The organism is Streptococcus sciuri (assembly GCF_024814375.1).
In the GTDB taxonomy this organism is placed as follows: domain Bacteria; phylum Bacillota; class Bacilli; order Lactobacillales; family Streptococcaceae; genus Streptococcus; species Streptococcus sciuri.
On sequence record NZ_JANUXX010000001.1, the window covers coordinates 442,321 to 458,950 of the forward strand.

Annotated in this window: 16 protein-coding genes, 1 pseudogene and 1 riboswitch; of the genes and pseudogenes, 1 reads left to right on the forward strand and 16 read right to left on the reverse strand. The window is 38.3% G+C overall.

Annotated elements, in window-relative coordinates:
• The 8 genes from atpA to NXS10_RS02180 form a co-directional block, all read right to left on the reverse strand.
• Complete coding sequence (gene atpA / locus NXS10_RS02145) at positions 1-1,509, reverse strand: F0F1 ATP synthase subunit alpha (RefSeq protein ID WP_259137141.1); 1,509 nt, start codon at positions 1,507-1,509, stop codon at positions 1-3.
• A gap of 16 nt (positions 1,510-1,525) precedes the next feature.
• The gene (locus NXS10_RS02150) at positions 1,526-2,062 is read right to left on the reverse strand and encodes a F0F1 ATP synthase subunit delta (RefSeq protein ID WP_259137143.1); all 537 of its coding nucleotides are present in this window, start codon (positions 2,060-2,062) and stop codon (positions 1,526-1,528) included.
• Positions 2,062-2,559: a F0F1 ATP synthase subunit B gene (gene atpF, locus NXS10_RS02155; RefSeq protein ID WP_259137145.1), complete on the reverse strand. Its 498-nt coding sequence runs from the start codon at positions 2,557-2,559 to the stop codon at positions 2,062-2,064. Before atpF ends, NXS10_RS02150 begins: the two co-directional genes overlap by 1 nt.
• 19 nt (positions 2,560-2,578) lie before the next feature.
• Entirely contained in the window at positions 2,579-3,292 is a 714-nt protein-coding gene (atpB, locus tag NXS10_RS02160) for a F0F1 ATP synthase subunit A (protein ID WP_259137147.1), read from the reverse strand.
• 31 nt (positions 3,293-3,323) lie between these two features.
• On the reverse strand, positions 3,324-3,524 hold the full coding sequence (locus tag NXS10_RS02165; RefSeq protein ID WP_259137149.1) for a F0F1 ATP synthase subunit C: 201 nt from the start codon (positions 3,522-3,524) through the stop codon (positions 3,324-3,326).
• 232 nt (positions 3,525-3,756) lie between these two features.
• Positions 3,757-4,770, reverse strand: a complete 1,014-nt coding sequence (locus NXS10_RS02170) for a diacylglycerol kinase family lipid kinase (RefSeq protein ID WP_259137151.1) — start codon at positions 4,768-4,770, stop codon at positions 3,757-3,759.
• Between the two features lie 29 nt (positions 4,771-4,799).
• On the reverse strand, positions 4,800-6,758 hold the full coding sequence (ligA, locus tag NXS10_RS02175; protein WP_259137153.1) for an NAD-dependent DNA ligase LigA: 1,959 nt from the start codon (positions 6,756-6,758) through the stop codon (positions 4,800-4,802).
• 101 nt (positions 6,759-6,859) lie between these two features.
• Complete coding sequence (locus NXS10_RS02180; protein ID WP_259137155.1) at positions 6,860-7,369, reverse strand: QueT transporter family protein; 510 nt, start codon at positions 7,367-7,369, stop codon at positions 6,860-6,862.
• Positions 7,367-7,471: riboswitch (PreQ1 riboswitch) on the reverse strand. (Overlaps the previous gene by 3 nt.)
• Positions 7,472-7,551: 80 nt before the next feature.
• Here NXS10_RS02180 and NXS10_RS02185 point away from each other — a divergent pair.
• The gene (locus NXS10_RS02185) at positions 7,552-7,992 is read left to right on the forward strand and encodes a GtrA family protein (protein WP_373317977.1); all 441 of its coding nucleotides are present in this window, start codon (positions 7,552-7,554) and stop codon (positions 7,990-7,992) included.
• A 129-nt stretch (positions 7,993-8,121) separates the two neighbouring features.
• Here NXS10_RS02185 and NXS10_RS02190 read toward each other — a convergent pair.
• From NXS10_RS02190 to NXS10_RS02225, 8 genes and pseudogenes are all read right to left on the reverse strand, one after another.
• A pseudogene (locus NXS10_RS02190) lies at positions 8,122-8,304 on the reverse strand (YihY/virulence factor BrkB family protein); the annotation flags it as partial.
• A 48-nt stretch (positions 8,305-8,352) separates the two neighbouring features.
• Positions 8,353-9,213 (reverse strand): methionyl aminopeptidase, encoded by an 861-nt coding sequence (locus NXS10_RS02195; protein ID WP_259137159.1) that lies wholly within the window; start codon positions 9,211-9,213, stop codon positions 8,353-8,355.
• Between the two features lie 21 nt (positions 9,214-9,234).
• Entirely contained in the window at positions 9,235-10,518 is a 1,284-nt protein-coding gene (spxR, locus tag NXS10_RS02200; RefSeq protein WP_259137161.1) for a CBS-HotDog domain-containing transcription factor SpxR, read from the reverse strand.
• Positions 10,511-11,065 carry a GNAT family N-acetyltransferase gene (locus NXS10_RS02205; RefSeq protein WP_259137162.1) on the reverse strand — a complete coding sequence of 185 codons (555 nt, stop codon included), beginning with the start codon at positions 11,063-11,065 and terminating at the stop codon, positions 10,511-10,513. The genes spxR and NXS10_RS02205 overlap by 8 nt, the downstream gene beginning before the upstream one ends.
• 98 nt (positions 11,066-11,163) lie before the next feature.
• A complete protein-coding gene (locus NXS10_RS02210; protein ID WP_259137164.1) occupies positions 11,164-12,978 on the reverse strand; it encodes an ABC transporter ATP-binding protein in 1,815 nt (604 codons plus the stop codon).
• Positions 12,968-14,797, reverse strand: coding sequence for an ABC transporter ATP-binding protein (locus NXS10_RS02215; protein ID WP_259137166.1), 1,830 nt, complete (start codon positions 14,795-14,797; stop codon positions 12,968-12,970). The genes NXS10_RS02210 and NXS10_RS02215 overlap by 11 nt, the downstream gene beginning before the upstream one ends.
• Positions 14,791-15,240, reverse strand: a complete 450-nt coding sequence (locus NXS10_RS02220) for a MarR family winged helix-turn-helix transcriptional regulator (protein ID WP_259137169.1) — start codon at positions 15,238-15,240, stop codon at positions 14,791-14,793. Before NXS10_RS02220 ends, NXS10_RS02215 begins: the two co-directional genes overlap by 7 nt.
• A gap of 142 nt (positions 15,241-15,382) precedes the next feature.
• Positions 15,383-16,627, reverse strand: coding sequence for an ABC transporter permease (locus NXS10_RS02225; RefSeq protein ID WP_259137171.1), 1,245 nt, complete (start codon positions 16,625-16,627; stop codon positions 15,383-15,385).
• Positions 16,628-16,630 lie beyond the last annotated feature (3 nt).

Genomic DNA, 16,630 nt, shown 5'->3' on the forward strand with positions numbered 1-16,630 from the left:
CTACGCTTTAAATTCTGATTGATCTTTAAATTCTTGAATAGCTGCATCAAGAACAGTTTCTTCAGGTAAATCTTTGGTTGAAACGATCGTTTCAAAGATATCTTTGTGATGTTCATCAAAATAATCAAACAAAGCTTCTTCAAATGCTAAAATATCATTAACTGGAACATCATCTAGAAAACCATGGGTAAGCGCATAAAGAATCACAACTTGTTTTTCAACAGGAAGTGGTTTATGAACAGGTTGTTTAAGTACTTCAACTGTACGACGCCCACGATTAAGTTTAGCCTGGGTTGCGGCATCCAAATCAGAACCAAATTGCGTAAAAGCTTCAAGTTCACGGTAAGAAGCCAAGTCAAGACGAAGGGTACCAGCAACTTTCTTCATTGCCTTAATCTGTGCAGCACCACCAACACGTGACACCGAAGAGCCAGCATCAATTGCAGGACGAATACCTGAGTTGAAAAGATTTTCTTGCAAGAAGATTTGCCCATCAGTGATAGAAATCACATTTGTTGCAATGTAAGCTGAAATATCACCAGCTTGTGTTTCGATAAACGGAAGAGCTGTGATAGAACCACCACCAAGTGCATCAGAAACTTTAGCTGAGCGCTCAAGTAAGCGACTGTGAAGATAGAATACATCACCAGGATAAGCTTCACGTCCTGGTGGACGACGAAGAAGAAGTGAAAGTTCACGATAAGCTACCGCTTGCTTTGATAAATCATCATAAACAATCAAAACGTGTTTCCCGTTATACATAAATTCTTCTGCCATTGCCACACCAGCATAAGGAGCAATGTAAAGTAATGGAGAAGGTTGTGAAGCTGAGGCTGTCACAACAATTGTATAATCAAGAGCACCGTATTTACGAAGGGTTTCAACTTGTGTACGAACAGTTGATTCTTTTTGACCAATGGCAACATAGATACAAATCATATCTTGTCCTTTTTGGTTCAAAATCGCATCAATCGCAACAGAAGTTTTACCTGTTTGACGGTCACCAATGATTAACTCACGTTGACCACGACCAATTGGAACCAAAGCATCAATTGCTTTGAGACCCGTTTGGAGTGGTTCAGAAACTGATTTACGTTGCATAACACCTGGTGCAGGTGTTTCAACTGGGCGAGTTGCAGTTGTCTTGATATCTCCAAGACCATCCACTGGTTGACCAAGTGGATTTACAACGCGACCAATAAGAGCCTCACCTACTGGCACTTCCATAATTTTACCAGTACGTCTCACCTCATCACCTTCACAAATTTCAGAAAAATCCCCAAGGATGATAATCCCTACGTCATTTGATTCCAAGTTTTGTGCCATACCGTAAGCACCATTTGAAAATTCGAGAAGTTCACCGCTCATGGCATTATCAAGACCACGAGCTCTGGCAATACCATCACCTATATAAGTGACTACACCAGTTTCTGTGACGTCAAAATTTGGCTGGAAGTTTTCAATTTGCTTTTTAATTAAAGCGCTAATTTCTTGTGCATTGATTGCCAAAAATCTACACCACCTTCTATTTTAGATTTTGTTTAAATTGACGTAATTGACTCTTAATACTTGTATCAATTACCTTATTATTCGCATTGATAATAAAACCACCAATAATGCTTTGATCAAGTCTTTCAACTAGACGACCATGCGCAACAGTCAATTTCTCTTTTGCTAAAGCCAAGAGACGCTCTTTTTGCTCATCTGACATCTCAATTGCTGTTGTCACAAGGATATCATGGGTATTGGTAGCTTGCGCTTCCTTGACTAAAAAAGTTTGACATATCGCATAGAGTAAATCCTCACGCTCATTGTGTAAAATAATTTCAAGAAAATTGCTCACATAAGTCGAGCTAGTCTCTTGAAACAACTTTATAATGGACGCTTTATCTTCTCTTGACAAAGCAAAATCTGACATCACAGTCTCTAAATCATTATCTTCAAAGATAGCAACAATAGCCTCAACATCAGCTTTGACAGGAGCTAACTGTTCATGTTCAAGTGCTACTTCTAATAAACTCATAGCGTATTGCTCAACGAGTGTCCCAGTTTTTTTCTCCATTAAGCATCTCCTAATTGTTTGAGATAATTATCAATCAAATCACTCTGAGCTTTTTGATCTAACTGTGCTGTCATCACTTTTTCAGCAAGCAAAATGGTAAGATCAGCGACATCTTCCTTAACACTTGTAAGTGCTTCTGTCTTGCTTTGTTCAATATCTTGCTTAGCCTTATCTTTAAGACGACTAGCTTCTGTACGAGCTTCTGCGATTATTTGATTACTTTTTGTATTACCAATTTCTTTGGCTGTTTCGATGATTTGACTAGCTTCTCCTTTAGCGTTAGCTAGTTCTACTTGACGCTTAGTTGCTAAGCCTTCTGCTTCCTTACGTGCTGTTTCTGCTGCTTCAATATCCGTTGCAATCTTATTAGCACGTTGTTCAAAAATACCCGTGAGTTTATCCCAAGCAAACAATCGAATCAAAACAAGTAAAAGAATCACAGAACCTGTAGTGATAATAATATTACCAAGCGTTGTACTATTGATTAGTATTGACATATTTTTCCTCTTCCATAACTTATTCACCTTCACCATTAACTTTGTTACCGATGTAGCTTGAACTCAAAATGATAAAGACATAAGCTTGAATAAAGCCGATAAAAATCGAAAAAGCGACCCAAACCATATTAAGTAAAAAAGCAACAGGACCAGTAAAAATAGATAAGTGAGCGAGTTGTAAGATCAGCGAGGTTACCACAGCACCAGAGTAAATATTACCAAATAGACGTAGAGCAAGAGAAGCAAGATTGGTCACTTCTTCTAAAAGGTTCATCGGTAACATGGCTGGATAAGGTGTTAAAAAACCCTTGAGATAACCTGAGACTCCTTTTTTGCGAATACCTTCAACATGACAAATAAGGGAAATAAGTAGTGAAAGAGTAAAGGTAACACCAAAATTTTCCGTCTCACCCATCCACAAATTATAACCATTAACTTCTAATTTTGTTAGAAGTCCCAAGTTATTTGCCACAAAAACAAAGGTAAAGATGACAAACATCAAAAGACTGTAGTTTTTCGTATAGTCCCCTAGATTCTGTGAAATGGTATCATTAACCAATTCGTAGAGAAATTCTAACACATTTTGCTTGCCTTTTGGCTTTAGAGTCATCTTGCAACTGGCCCAAAAGACCAAGAAAAAAATAATCGTAACCGTCAAGAGAGACATAGCAAGGATGGTCAAATCAAACTCAATGCCTAAAAAAGATACGGTTGGATTAACAGTTGTTTCCAATCCTCATCCCTCCTTCCTTCTAATACTACGGCTATTTTACCAAGAATGTAAAGGCAAAGAGAACGAAGAAAGTTCCTTCAATAAAGGCAACACCTGTAAACATCAATGTTTGCAATTTACTAAACATTTCCGGTTGGCGTGCTGCAGATTTGGCGATATTGGCTACTAAGATACCTTCACCGATAGACACACCCATCACGGCAAAACCAAGTGCTAAAATAGCTAAATTCATAATAGAATTCTCCTTTTTTATAAATTTACCCTTTCTATTTTAGACCTATTTGGGATTAATGTCAATGAAATGGGAGGTTTTTGATGACATTTTCAGTAAATAACTCATCTTTTTTCACTATTAATGGACATTATTGCCAAATGTGACTAGATTTTATCCGCTTTTTACGCTACAGCATTTTTAAAAATACCAAAAATAGACAGCATTATGACTAATGCTGTCTATTGCCTTTTTAAGACTGTTTTTCCAAATCTTCTACCTCATTTGCGAATTTTTGGGCGATAGCTTCCATTGCCAAATCCTCTGTATCAAGGAGCAGGGCATCATCTGAAATCTCATCAGTATCAGCAAAAAAGGAAATATGATTTTTCAGATTAATCAGTGTAATAGGAGCATCACCACCATACTCACCATCCAAATTAATCATCATGCGTTTGTCAGACTGTGGCTCAATAATAATCTTGCTTGTTTTGATATACTCAATACGCTTATCATAAATGTGTTTTCCCGAAAGAAGTAACCTAATTAAACTTAGTAGATGGAGAAGATTCGCAGTTTTGACAATAATCAGGGTAAACAAACCATCATCCAACTTAGCATCCGGAGCAATCTGTTCAAATCCTCCAACGGAGTTTGTAATAGCTGCAAAAATCATTGACGTTTCACCCTCAAAGATACCTTCATCGTGAGTAATTTTGACAGGGACTTTACTCACTTGCGGAAGAAGCTCCGCACCTTTAGCTAGATAAGCAAGGTAGCCAAAAGTCGTTTTTAGGTGACTCGGCACACTATAGGTCAGCTCTGTCAGCGTCCCTGCTGCAGCAATATTGATAAAATAAGTATCATCACGAGCATGACCAATATCCATCTTAACAATCTGTTTTTTTCCAATAACTTTGGCGGCGGCAACAGGATTTCCTCGAGGAATTTTTAAAGCTCTTGCAAAATCATTAGTCGTGCCTGTCGGAATAATTGCTACTTTAGGACGTTTTTTGAGAGGAGCGATGCCATTTACCACCTCGTTGATTGTTCCATCTCCTCCGGCTGCAATGACCAAATCAAAACCAGCCTTTGCAGAACGTTCAGCTTCATTACGAGCTGAGTTTTTCTCTGGTGTAGTCTGAAAAGCTGAGCTTTCATAACCAAATCCTTCTAGGATATTCAAAACTTCACCGACATAGCGTTTCATCAACTCTTGACCAGAGGTCGGATTGTAAATCAAACGTGCTTTTAATTGTTTACGCATAGCACCACTCTCTTCTTTCTAAATAAGGTCTATAAACTTCGCAACCAATTTTCATCACGAACTTCAATACCGAGTTCTTGAGCTTTGGTGAGTTTGCTTCCAGCATCACTACCTGCTACCACAATATCTGTCTTTTTCGACACGCTTCCTGTCACTTTAGCGCCTAGATTCTGTAACTTTTCCTTAGCTTCATTTCGTGTTAATTCCTCTAATTTTCCTGTCAAAACAACAGTAAGACCTGTCAAAGTACCACTGCGACTGCTATCCTGACCCAGAAAAGTCATATTAACACCATAAGAATCTAGATCATATATAAGCTCATGTACTTCTGTCTTTGCAAAATAGCTAGTAAGGGAATCGGCGATCACCTCACCAAGACCTTCTATTTGAGCTATTTCATCAAAGGAAGCATGCCTTAGCGCATCTAGACTATGAAAAGTCTCCAAAAGTTGACGTGAAACCTTGCTACCAATATGCCTAATTCCCAATCCAAACAATAGACGCTCTGCTGAATTATCTTTGGAGGTCTGGATAGCCTTAATTAACTTTGTAGCTGATTTTTCCTTGATACCTTTAAGACTCAAAAAATCATCAAGGGTCAGCTTATAAATATCTGCCACGTCACGCACTAGATGCGCAGTATAGAGCTTTTTAACAAGAGAAGGACCAAATCCTGTAATATTCATCGCATCACGACTGGCAAAATGCGCAAGGCGTTCCTTGACTTGACTCGGACAGATAGGGTTGATACAACGCAATGCCACCTCATCCTCAAAATGGATTAAGTCACTATCACAAGAAGGGCATTTGCTGGGAATGGGCATAACTAACTCCTGATGGCGATTTGTCTCAACTACATGTAAAACTGCAGGAATAATATCGCCAGCTTTGTAGACGACAACAGTATCACCTATACGGATGTCTTTTTCAATGATATAGTCAACATTATGAAGAGTCGCACGACTAACCGTAGTTCCAGCTAACTGAATAGGTGTTAAGTTAGCTGTTGGTGTCACAACCCCTGTTCGCCCAACAGTCCAATCCACACCCAAAATTTCAGCTTCTTTTTCCTCAGCAGGAAATTTATAAGCAATCGCCCAACGTGGTGCTTTAACAGTATAGCCTAGCTCTTCTTGCATAGCAAGATCATCGACCTTAATGACAATTCCATCAATGTCATAGGAAAGTTGCTTGCGCTCATCTCCAATCTCTTCGATAAACTGCCAAATCTCATTCATAGATGATGTCACGATATAATGATGATTGACTGAAAAGCCTTCTTTTGCTAGTGCTTGCAAAACTTCCTCTTGGCTAGTGCAAGTGGTAGGACTAACCTCTTGGTAAAGAAAAGTAGCAAGATTGCGCTTAGCGACAACTGTTGTATCAAGCTGTCTCAGTGTCCCTGCGGCTGCATTTCTAGGGTTAGCAAACTCAGATTCACCGTTAAATCGACGATCTTGGTTAATCTTGTCAAAAGAAGCCTTTGGCAAATAACACTCGCCACGAATGGTAATACTAAGTGGCTTATCAAGCACTAAAGGAATATCCTTAACACGCTTTAAGTTTTCCGTGATATTTTCACCAATCATTCCATCACCACGTGTTGCTCCCACCCGCAAGACACCATCATGGTAAGTCAAAGAAATTGATAGACCATCAATTTTTAGCTCCACAACATAGCGAGCCTCAGGAAAACGCTCCTTAACTCTACGGTCAAAATCCTCTAATTCCTCACGAGAAAAAGCATCCTGCAAAGAGTAGAGAGGATAGACATGCCTGTATTTATCAAAATTAGAAAGCACAAGACCACCCACACGATGGGTTGGACTATCTGGTAGAATCCCTTCGGGATATTTCTTTTCAAGCTCTATTAACTCTCGATAAAGTGCGTCATACTCGCTATCAGCAATGCTAGGATTATCTTCTGTATAGTATTCTCTCGCATAACGATTGAGAAGTTTTACGAGTTCATTCATTCGATCTAACATAGTCTTATTTTACCACAAAAGTGCCATTTTATGTAAGATTTTAACTCATTTTCTATCTTCCTAAATTATAAATAAAGAGCGATAACTCGCTCTTTATACCTCTATTTTGTAAAGTCAATTCTTCTTGCAATTCGATCAATTACAACTGCTCCAACCAAGAGTGATGCCAACTCTCCTAGAGCTGTTGTGAGCCAAGTTATCCAGAACGGCGCTTCCGCAATAACAGCTAACTCAGCTGCGACGGTCACCATAGAAGCTGAAAAGAAGAACGCAAAGAAGAAAAAGGCTTTGTTAAATGCTCCTCTAATAATACGCTCATCCACGTAGCGTTCAAACAGCCATACCCCAAGACTAACAAAAATCAAAGTCGATAAGCTTCCTACAACCACATCAATCAAGCCAAAACTAAAGAAATTAGCAATCATACAACCAATCGTCAAGCTAATGATATATTTGCGGTTATAAAAAGCTAAAAAATTTAGCATCTCAGCAACACGAAACTGATAAGCCCCATAAGAGATAGCGTTGAGCGGCGGTGTAATGGTTAGAACGACGTAAAGCGCTGCAACAATAGCTATTTTAGCAAAATCGTTAATCGTTAAATATTTCATGAGTATCTCCTTTAACACTTAGATAAACTAAGGTTTGTAATATGCTTGGTGAAAGAAGCAAAGCACCAAGGGCTGATATAACAGCTTCTTCATTCTATCACAAACAAATGCGCTTGCCAAGACCTTTTTCTTTTGCAATTCTATTTTACTGGGGGATATGATATAATAAAAGTATGAAACAAATGATAGCCTTATCTCAAAAGGTGCTACAAAACGAGGGTATTTTATATTTGATTTTTGGCGGTTTGACAACGTTCGTTTACTTGATAACTCGCCTATTGTTAGCCATTTTATCCCTAGATGCTAGCGTATCAGCTACCATCGCCAATATTCTGTCTATACTCTTTGCCTTTATCACAAACGATACCATCGTCTTTCGCCAGATACGTCAAGGATGGCTTTGTCGTCTTGGAAAATTTATAATCTCTAGATTAGCAACTGCCTTAATTGATATTGCGTTTGCTTACCTCCTAGTTGCACACTATCCTCATTTTATCGGATATTTTGTAAACGACAATGAACACTTAATCAATCTCATAGAGATATTTTTCTCTCAAACATTTGTCATTTTACTAAACTATATTTTAAGTAAAGTCTTTGTCTTTAAAAACTTAGCTCACTAAAAAAGCAGTGATTTTACAAAACACTGCTTTTTATCATCGTTATCTATAAAATCTCTTTCATTTTTTGAACGACTCTGCAAGATAGAAACTAAATCCCCTCTTCTATTTTCTGCAAAACCTTCATGCAATTCTTGATAGATAGCACTCAAAACAGCTCAAAAAGTCAGTGGTATCAATATTGAGATAAGGAAAAATATTAGCTGCAATTACCACTAGTGGAAAAGTTGTTAGCAACAGATAATAAGCCATTGCGATAGTTGATAAATCCATCTCTGTACTTTGGTAATGTTTAAAATAAATTTTTAATGGCAAAAATCAAGCTTATCTGTCCACTTTTCAACAACTGACTTTTCAGTCGTATCAGTAAGTTCTTTCTTCTCCTTGACTTGTTAAAATAACAGGTCCATCTTTAGTGATGACAAATTGATGTTCGTATTGGCATGACAAACCACTGTCAAGCGTCTTATGAGCCCAACCAGTTTTCATATCCGTGTCAATTTTCCAAGTGCCTGTATTAATCATCGGCTCAATAGTCAATACCATACCTTCACGCAAACGAAGGCCTCGTCCAGCTTTTCCATAGTGTGGAACCATTGGTTCTTCGTGCATTGTAGGACCAACGCCGTGTCCTACTAAATCACGAACAACACCGTATCCACGGCTTTCAGCGTATTCTTGAATCGCTGCGCCAATATCACCGATACGGTTGCCAACAACGGCTTTTTCAATCCCAATATAAAGGCATTCTTTAGTAACGTTCATCAAATTTTTGACTTCATCAGACACCTCACCAACAGCATAAGCCCAGCAAGAATCAGCTAAGCCACCCGTATAGCTTTGGGTATATTTTTTGACTTGTTTGACATTATCAAAATTAAGTTTTGAGACATCAACAACTGACTTATCAAGTGGTTCACTAAGCACCATATCCACTTTAAGGAGGTCACCATCTTTCAAAATATAATGACGTGGGAAAGCGTGTGCCACTTCATCATTTAGCCCACAACAAGTCGCATAAGGATAATCCATGATAGAACCGTCAACCCCAATTTGGAGTGGAAGTACATTTGCTTCTTTACAACGACGACGAACGTATTCTTCGACTTCCCACATATCTATACCTGGCTTAATCACATCTCTAAGCCCAATATGAATGCTAGCTAGAAAATCACCAGCACGATCCATAGCTTCAATTTCTCGTTTTGATTTTAGAGTAATCATCTTGTCTCCTTTTATTTTTACTTAATTTATTTTAGCTGTGATTATTGCTTTTGCAATCAGTTGGTCATCTAAACAAATATCAAAATCTAGTAATGCGCTACGTCGCTTTTCACTAATCACTTTAGGACGTATTCGCAAAATATCATCAATCTGTACTACTTGTAAGAAATGAATAGACAGTTCTTCAACGATAATATTTTTAGGACTTTTTTTGGTCAATTTACGATTGATAATGGCATGCAAAGCCTCTACTAAAACACCCTGTGCAATATTACCCGAACTGTCCACCAAAGCAGGCTCTACAATCAAGCAGTAATCACCATGATCATACTGAAGATTGGTAATAATCTGATCACTTACCGTATAAACCTCACGTGGTTGCGTATTGGGTAGATTTTCCATAGCTTGACGTCTCGTAATCACCCCCAATAGTTGCCTATCCTCTGTCATCACGGGAAGCATATTGAGATCTTCAAAAATCATCTTTTGACTAATATTAGCTAGACTCATATGCGGTTTTGCTGTGATGACATCTTTTGACATGACAAGCTCTATTTGAGTATCATTTGGTTTACTAACAGTATCTTGCACACTAATCACACCAACAACATAATTATCCTCATCAACGACTGGAAAGCGCACATGCTTTGTTTGTTTGACGAGTTGATTGAAATCTTTTAGTGTATGAATTGTTGTCAAATAACCATAATCATGCTTTGATTGGTAAACTTGATTAACCGTTTTCAAATCAGTCTTAATACGCACATCAGACAAGGCGTGGTTAATCATAGTAGCAACTGTAAAAGTGTCATAATGCGTCACCATGACAGGGATGCCCAGACTATCTGCTGTTTTTATGACACGCTGTGATACGCCAAAACCTCCTGTAATCAAAATGGCATTGTGATTTTCTAGAGCCAATAGCTGAATATTCTCTCTATCGCCAACAATCAACAATCCTCCACGTACCAAGTAACGTCCAATATTTTCACGCGTCATAGCACCTATAGAAAACCGACTAAACTCATGGCTCAACCCCGCCTCACCTGCCAATACCTGTGAATCGCTAATTCTTGCAATTTCGGAATAGGTCAACGTTTCAATCTGCACTTTATTGGATTGAGCAATCCGAATTGTACCACTACGGGGCTTTGTCGCAACGATTCCACGATTTTCAGCCTCTTTTATAGCGCGATAAGCTGTTCCCTCGCTTACTTTCAGATGATTAGAAATACTACGGACACTGACACGTTTCCCAATAGCGAGATTTTCAAGATAATCTAAAATGTCCTGATGCTTACTCATAGTGGTAGTCCTTTCTACTTAGAGCATACTCTGCATAAGAACTCATCTGATGTGTGTAACGATCACTACCCTTATAGTAGCGCAAGAGCGTAAATCCTGCTTTTTGTGCAACACGCTGACTAGCCTTGTTTTCCTCATGTGTGATAATGGTTAAACGTGCTAACTTTAACTCATAAAAAGCAAGAAAAACAATATTTTTCAATGCTTCTGTCATGTAACCACATCCCCACTCGCTCTCTTTTAAAAAATAACCAATTTCACAAGTTTCGTCGTAACAATCAAGCTTATCAAAAGAAATAGCACCAATCATCTGCTGATTCGTTTTTAACTCAATAGCCCATATTCCCAAAGGCATACGCATAAAACGTTCAACCATTAGTCTTGAACTTTCCTCTTTGGTTTTAGGGCTTGGAAATATAAAGCGAAGATTGCTAGGTCTTTTTGTAATCTCCCAAAAATCTCTCTCATCTGTAAAGGTAAATGGGCGTAAAATTAAGCGTTCTGTCTCAAATGTCGCAAACTGAGCTAGTCCCATCCAAATGTTCATAAGATTATTATAACATAGCAAAAATAATTTGACTAATTTTGATAATTCCCTAATGAAATCAAATATCTAAAAAGTCCGAGCTAAGCTCGGACTTTGGCTTAATTTTCTTCAAATTGAGAATTGTAGAGGTCTGCATAGAAACCATTTTGAGCCATAAGAGCATCATGGTTGCCCTGCTCAATAATATTACCATCTTTCATTACCAAAATCAAATCAGCATTTTTAATCGTTGAGAGACGATGAGCAATAACAAATGAAGTACGACCTTCCATCAACTTATCCATTGCTTTTTGGATAAGCTCTTCTGTACGTGTATCAACAGATGACGTAGCTTCATCTAAGATAAGAAGTGGTGCATCTTTAAGCAACGCACGCGCAATAGTTAATAATTGCTTTTGTCCAACAGATAATGTCAAACTATCATCTAAGACACTATCATAGCCATTTGGCAAAGTCTTGATAAAGTGGTGGACACCTACAGCTTTTGTTGCAGCTTCTACTTGCTCATCTGTGATACCTTTTTGATTGTAAATTAAGTTTTCCTTGATGGTTCCTTCAAACAACCAAGTATCTTGAAGCACCATAGAAAAAGCATCGTGGACTTCTTCACGTGTCATATCATGGACATTGACACCGTCAATACTAATCAGACCACCATCTACTTCGTAAAAACGCATGAGCAGGTTAACTAGAGTCGTTTTACCAGCACCTGTTGGTCCTACAATGGCAATTTTTTGTCCTGCCTTAGCTTGTGCTGAGAAATCGTGAATGATTGTCTTATCTTTTGAATAACCAAAATTGACATGCTCAAAGGAAACGTCTCCCTTGATAGTAGTTAATTGTTTTGTTTTACCGCTCTCCTCTTCCATCTCATTTTCTTCTAAGAATTCAAAAACACGGTTCATACCAGCACTTGCTTGTTGCAACTGACCAAAGGCTTGTGCTAGTTGGGAAAGGGGTTGAGAAAAGATACGGACATAAATCATAAAGGCGACGATTGTTCCCATGCTGACTTTACCATCAATCATCCAGATGGCACCAAAGACACAGACCATGACGTAACCGAAATTCCCAATAAATTGCATCAAAGGCATCATAATCCCTGAGAAAAACTGTGATTGCCACATACTCTTGTAAAGGGCGCTGTTCAACTTTTTAAACTGCTCTTTGACTTCTGCTGTTGCAGAATAAGACTTAACAACATTATGTCCTGAGTAAATCTCCTCGACATAACCAGATACATTGGACAAGTTTTTTTGCTGACGTTTAAAGAGCGGTTGGGAACTTGCAATGATAACCATAGTAATAATAAAACCGATAAGAACAGAAAGAATAGCGACAGTGGCTAATCGTCCATTGGTTTTTATCATCATGATGATAGCAGCAATCAGGAGAATAGAACTTGAAAAAATTGTTCCTAAACTTTGTTGGAGGGATTGCGCCATCGTATCAACATCATTCGTCACACGAGAAAGCGTATCACCTTGTGTATGTGAATCAAAATAAGCTAGTGGTACACGATTGATTTTTTCTGCGATAGCTTTTCGCATACGATTTGAAAACTTTTGAATAATCGTTGTAAAAGTGTATTGTTGATAGTATGATACTAAAGCTCCAATACCATAAAGAACAGCTAATCGACCTGCTAGCTGTGCAACCTTGGCAGTATCCACATCTGCATTGACACCCATAGCTTCTTTGATGTGACCTGCTTGTAGATAAGCTACAATCTGAGAAGCATTCTTAAGTGAAGATGAAATGGTATTGGTAATATCACTGATAATATTTGGGCCATAGACGGTAATCCAACTTGAAATCACTGCACATATCAGCGCCAAGATAAATGGCAGACGAAAACCTTTCGTATAGGGAAGGAGGCGCTTGATTAGAGCGGTTTTTTCTTTATTTTCCATTTTCTAATTCCTCCTTAGATAATTGAGAATAAGCAATTTCTTGATAAACAGCATTGTTTGCAAGCAACTCTTGGTGTGTTCCTTGACCAACAACGACCCCTTTATCAAGTACAAGAATCTGATCGGCATCCATGATAGTTGAAATACGTTGTGCAACAATGAGTTTTGTTGTATCTGCTAATTTTTCATGCAACTCATGACGCAATTTCTTATCTGTCTTGTAATCTAAAGCGGAGAAAGAATCATCAAAGATGAGTACTTCTGGCTTACGAGCCAATGCACGTGCGATAGCTAAACGTTGCCGTTGACCACCTGAAAAGTTAGTTCCGCCTTGAGCAACCTCTGTGTCTAGTCCCTTCTCTTTGGACTCCACAAAATCTCTCGCCTGTGCTAATTCGAGTGCCTCCCAAATAGCTTCATCTGAGAGTGATCCTTGGCTGCTTTCACCAAAAGTCATATTTGATCGAATGGTTCCACTATAAAGTACAGCTTTTTGGGGAATAAAGCCAATCTTATCGTTCAAATCTTTTTCAGAATAGTGCTTTAGTTTGACACCATCTACCTTGATGTAACCTCCAGTCGTATCATAAAAGCGTGGAATAAGGCTAATCAGAGTTGATTTCCCAGAACCAGTTGAACCAATAAATGCAACCGTTTCACCTTTTTTAGCGGTGAAATTAACATGCTCAATCACATCGTCAGAGGTTTTTGAATATCGGAAAGAAACATCATGAAACTCGACTTCACCTGTTGTATGACTCATTTTAGCAGTTTCTTCTTCAAAGATAACCGAAGATTCTAAAGCGAAAACTTCATTGATACGACGTGCAGAAACAAGAGCACGTGGCAAAATCATAAAGACAAATGCCATAAGCATAAAGCCGATGATGACTTGCATAGCGTAGCTTGAGAACACAACCATATCCGAAAAGACAGCAACACGATCTTTCATACTAGTAGCAAGGTTCGTCGCATAAGAACCATTAGCTAATGCCTTTTGTGTCAACCCTGGTAGCTTAATATCATTAATCAAATAAGCTCCAATCCAATAAACTGTCAAGGTCAAACCAGACGAAACAGCTGTCATAACAGGATTCATCAAAGCCATCAAGCGGTAAACAAAGAGGTTTAGGCGAGTAATGTTATTATTGACCGCATTGTACTTATCGTCTTGATAATCTTCAGCGTTGTAAGCACGTACTACCCGAATACCTGTTAGAATCTCACGTGTTGTAGCATTGAGCTTATCTGTTAAAACCTGAACCTTACTTTGTTTTGGAAAAGCTAAGATAAGTAAGATGGATATCATAATGATAACAACAACAATGGCAACACCTAATGTCATTGTCCAGCTAGAGCTTTCGCCCCAAATCTTGGTCAAAGCCCAGATTGCCATGATAGGTCCCATAGTCACCACTTGCAACCCCATTGTGATTAACATTTGAATTTGTGTAAGGTCATTAGTCGTACGCGTCAAAAGACTTGGAATACTAAAGTTTTTAATTTCAGCATCTGAGTAATCCATGACACGATTGAAAATATCCTCACGTAAACGTGTTGTGAAACTAGCAGCAACACGTGCTGCAATAAATCCAACAACAACCGCTGAAGCAAATCCTAGAAGTGAAAATCCAATCATTTTCCAACCAGGATTCATCACATCAGAAACTTTTGTGCTGCTACTTTGCAGTAATTTTGTAATACTAGACATGTAGTCAGGCACTTTTAAATTTGCCCAAACTTCGATACATACAAACACTACACTCAATAACATCATCAGCCATTCTTTAGCTATCAAGCGTTTGAAAATTTTTAGCATCGCTTACTATACTCCTTAATTTCTAAATTTTCCCGAATTTTTCTTATGACTTTCTTAGCTATTTTTAACTCTGTCAGATCAATATCCGCTAGGATTTTATCATGAATCACCTGATGAAAATTTGCTAATTTTGCCGCTTTTTGATTTCCTAACGATGTCAAAACCAATTGCTTATAACGTTTATCTTTTTGAGATGGAATAACTTTGATGAAGCTATTTTTTTCCATCCGATTAATCAGATTACTAGCAACAGATTTTGAAATTTTCAATCTTTGTTCTATATCTTTGATAAAAACTTCCTCACCAGAGTGCTTATAAAGATACATCACGACAAATCCCTGTGGGCCACTTAAATGCTCAACATCATGTTCTTTTGCAATTTGCTGAACACGTCTTTCAAACAGAGTCACTAAGTTTCGTAAATCACTAAAAGGGTCTCCCATAAAAACACCTCACTTTTTTAGAAAAGGTTCAATTAGTTTCTATGATAATTATTTTATCTTTCTTCTAAAAATTTGTCAATAAATAAGTTTCCAAGAGAACTATTTTTTCAGACAAAAGCCAGCCGATAGTATCGACTGGCTTTTATTCATAACGAAGAGCATCAATCGGATTGAGTTTACTTGCTTTATTGGCTGGCAATATACCAAACAAAATCCCAATAATTGCTGAAAAGAACAAACTAAACAAAGCTACTTGTGCGGACACTGTTGGTTTGATCAGACTCTGAAGGGAAGCAATAAGTGCTGACGAACCATAAGCTAAACCTAGACCGATCAAACCACCAATCAAGGTTAAAACCATAGATTCAATCAAAAATTGCATCAAAATTTTAGAACGTGTCGCACCTATAGCCTTTCTAAGCCCAATCTCACGCGTACGTTCTGTCACAGAGACAAGCATGATATTCATCACACCAATGCCACCTACAAGCAGAGAAATAGCGGCTATACCACCGATAACACCTGTCATGATACCAACTTGCTGATTCACACTATTGATAATCGCTGTCATATCATAGCTAGCAAAATGCCCACCTTTAGCATGACTAAGCTTTGTCAAACGATTACCAATCTCCTCACCTAAGCGATTGGCTTGCGTTACATCCTCAATGTGGAAATACATATTGCCTATTTCTTTTTCTCCCATTTCAGAAGCCAGCTGAGTATTGGTCATCAAAGCATTTCCATCCCCAGCACCATACAATGCACTACCCGCATCAGGGTCTTTATAAACTCCAATGACACGATATTCTTTATTTGAAACGGTAACTAATTTATTCAACGCTTTTTTCGGTGTTTGAAACAAGTACTTAGCAACCTTTTCTTCTAGTAACATCACACGTGAAAAGTTTGTATAGTCACTCTCTTGAAAAGAACGTCCTGCGACTACATTATACTTCTTTATTCCCATAAAAGTGCGATTGATTCCTGTAATAGCCACATTATCCATTGTTTTCTTCTGATAGCTGACTTTCCCTACTGATTGGTTTGTGACATAGTAGCCTGTTACTTCTGGGAAATCTTTGACGATAGAGGCTAGCCACTCTTCTTTTATTTCCGGTTCATTCGTCTCATCGCCACCAGCTTCTATCATCCCCCCCTCTTTAGCTGCTGCTTGCTCAAGTTTTTCGGTTTCTTTAGACTTGTAATAAACTTGTAAATCCTTTTGCGTTGCAGTTATCTCATCTAAGACACCTGCCCGCATACCGTCCCCCAAAGCCATAATCAGAACCACAGATGCAACTCCGATGATAATACCCAACATCGTCAAAAGAGAGCGCATCTTATGCGCCATGATTGAACTTAAAGCAAATTTCCAATTTTCCATTCA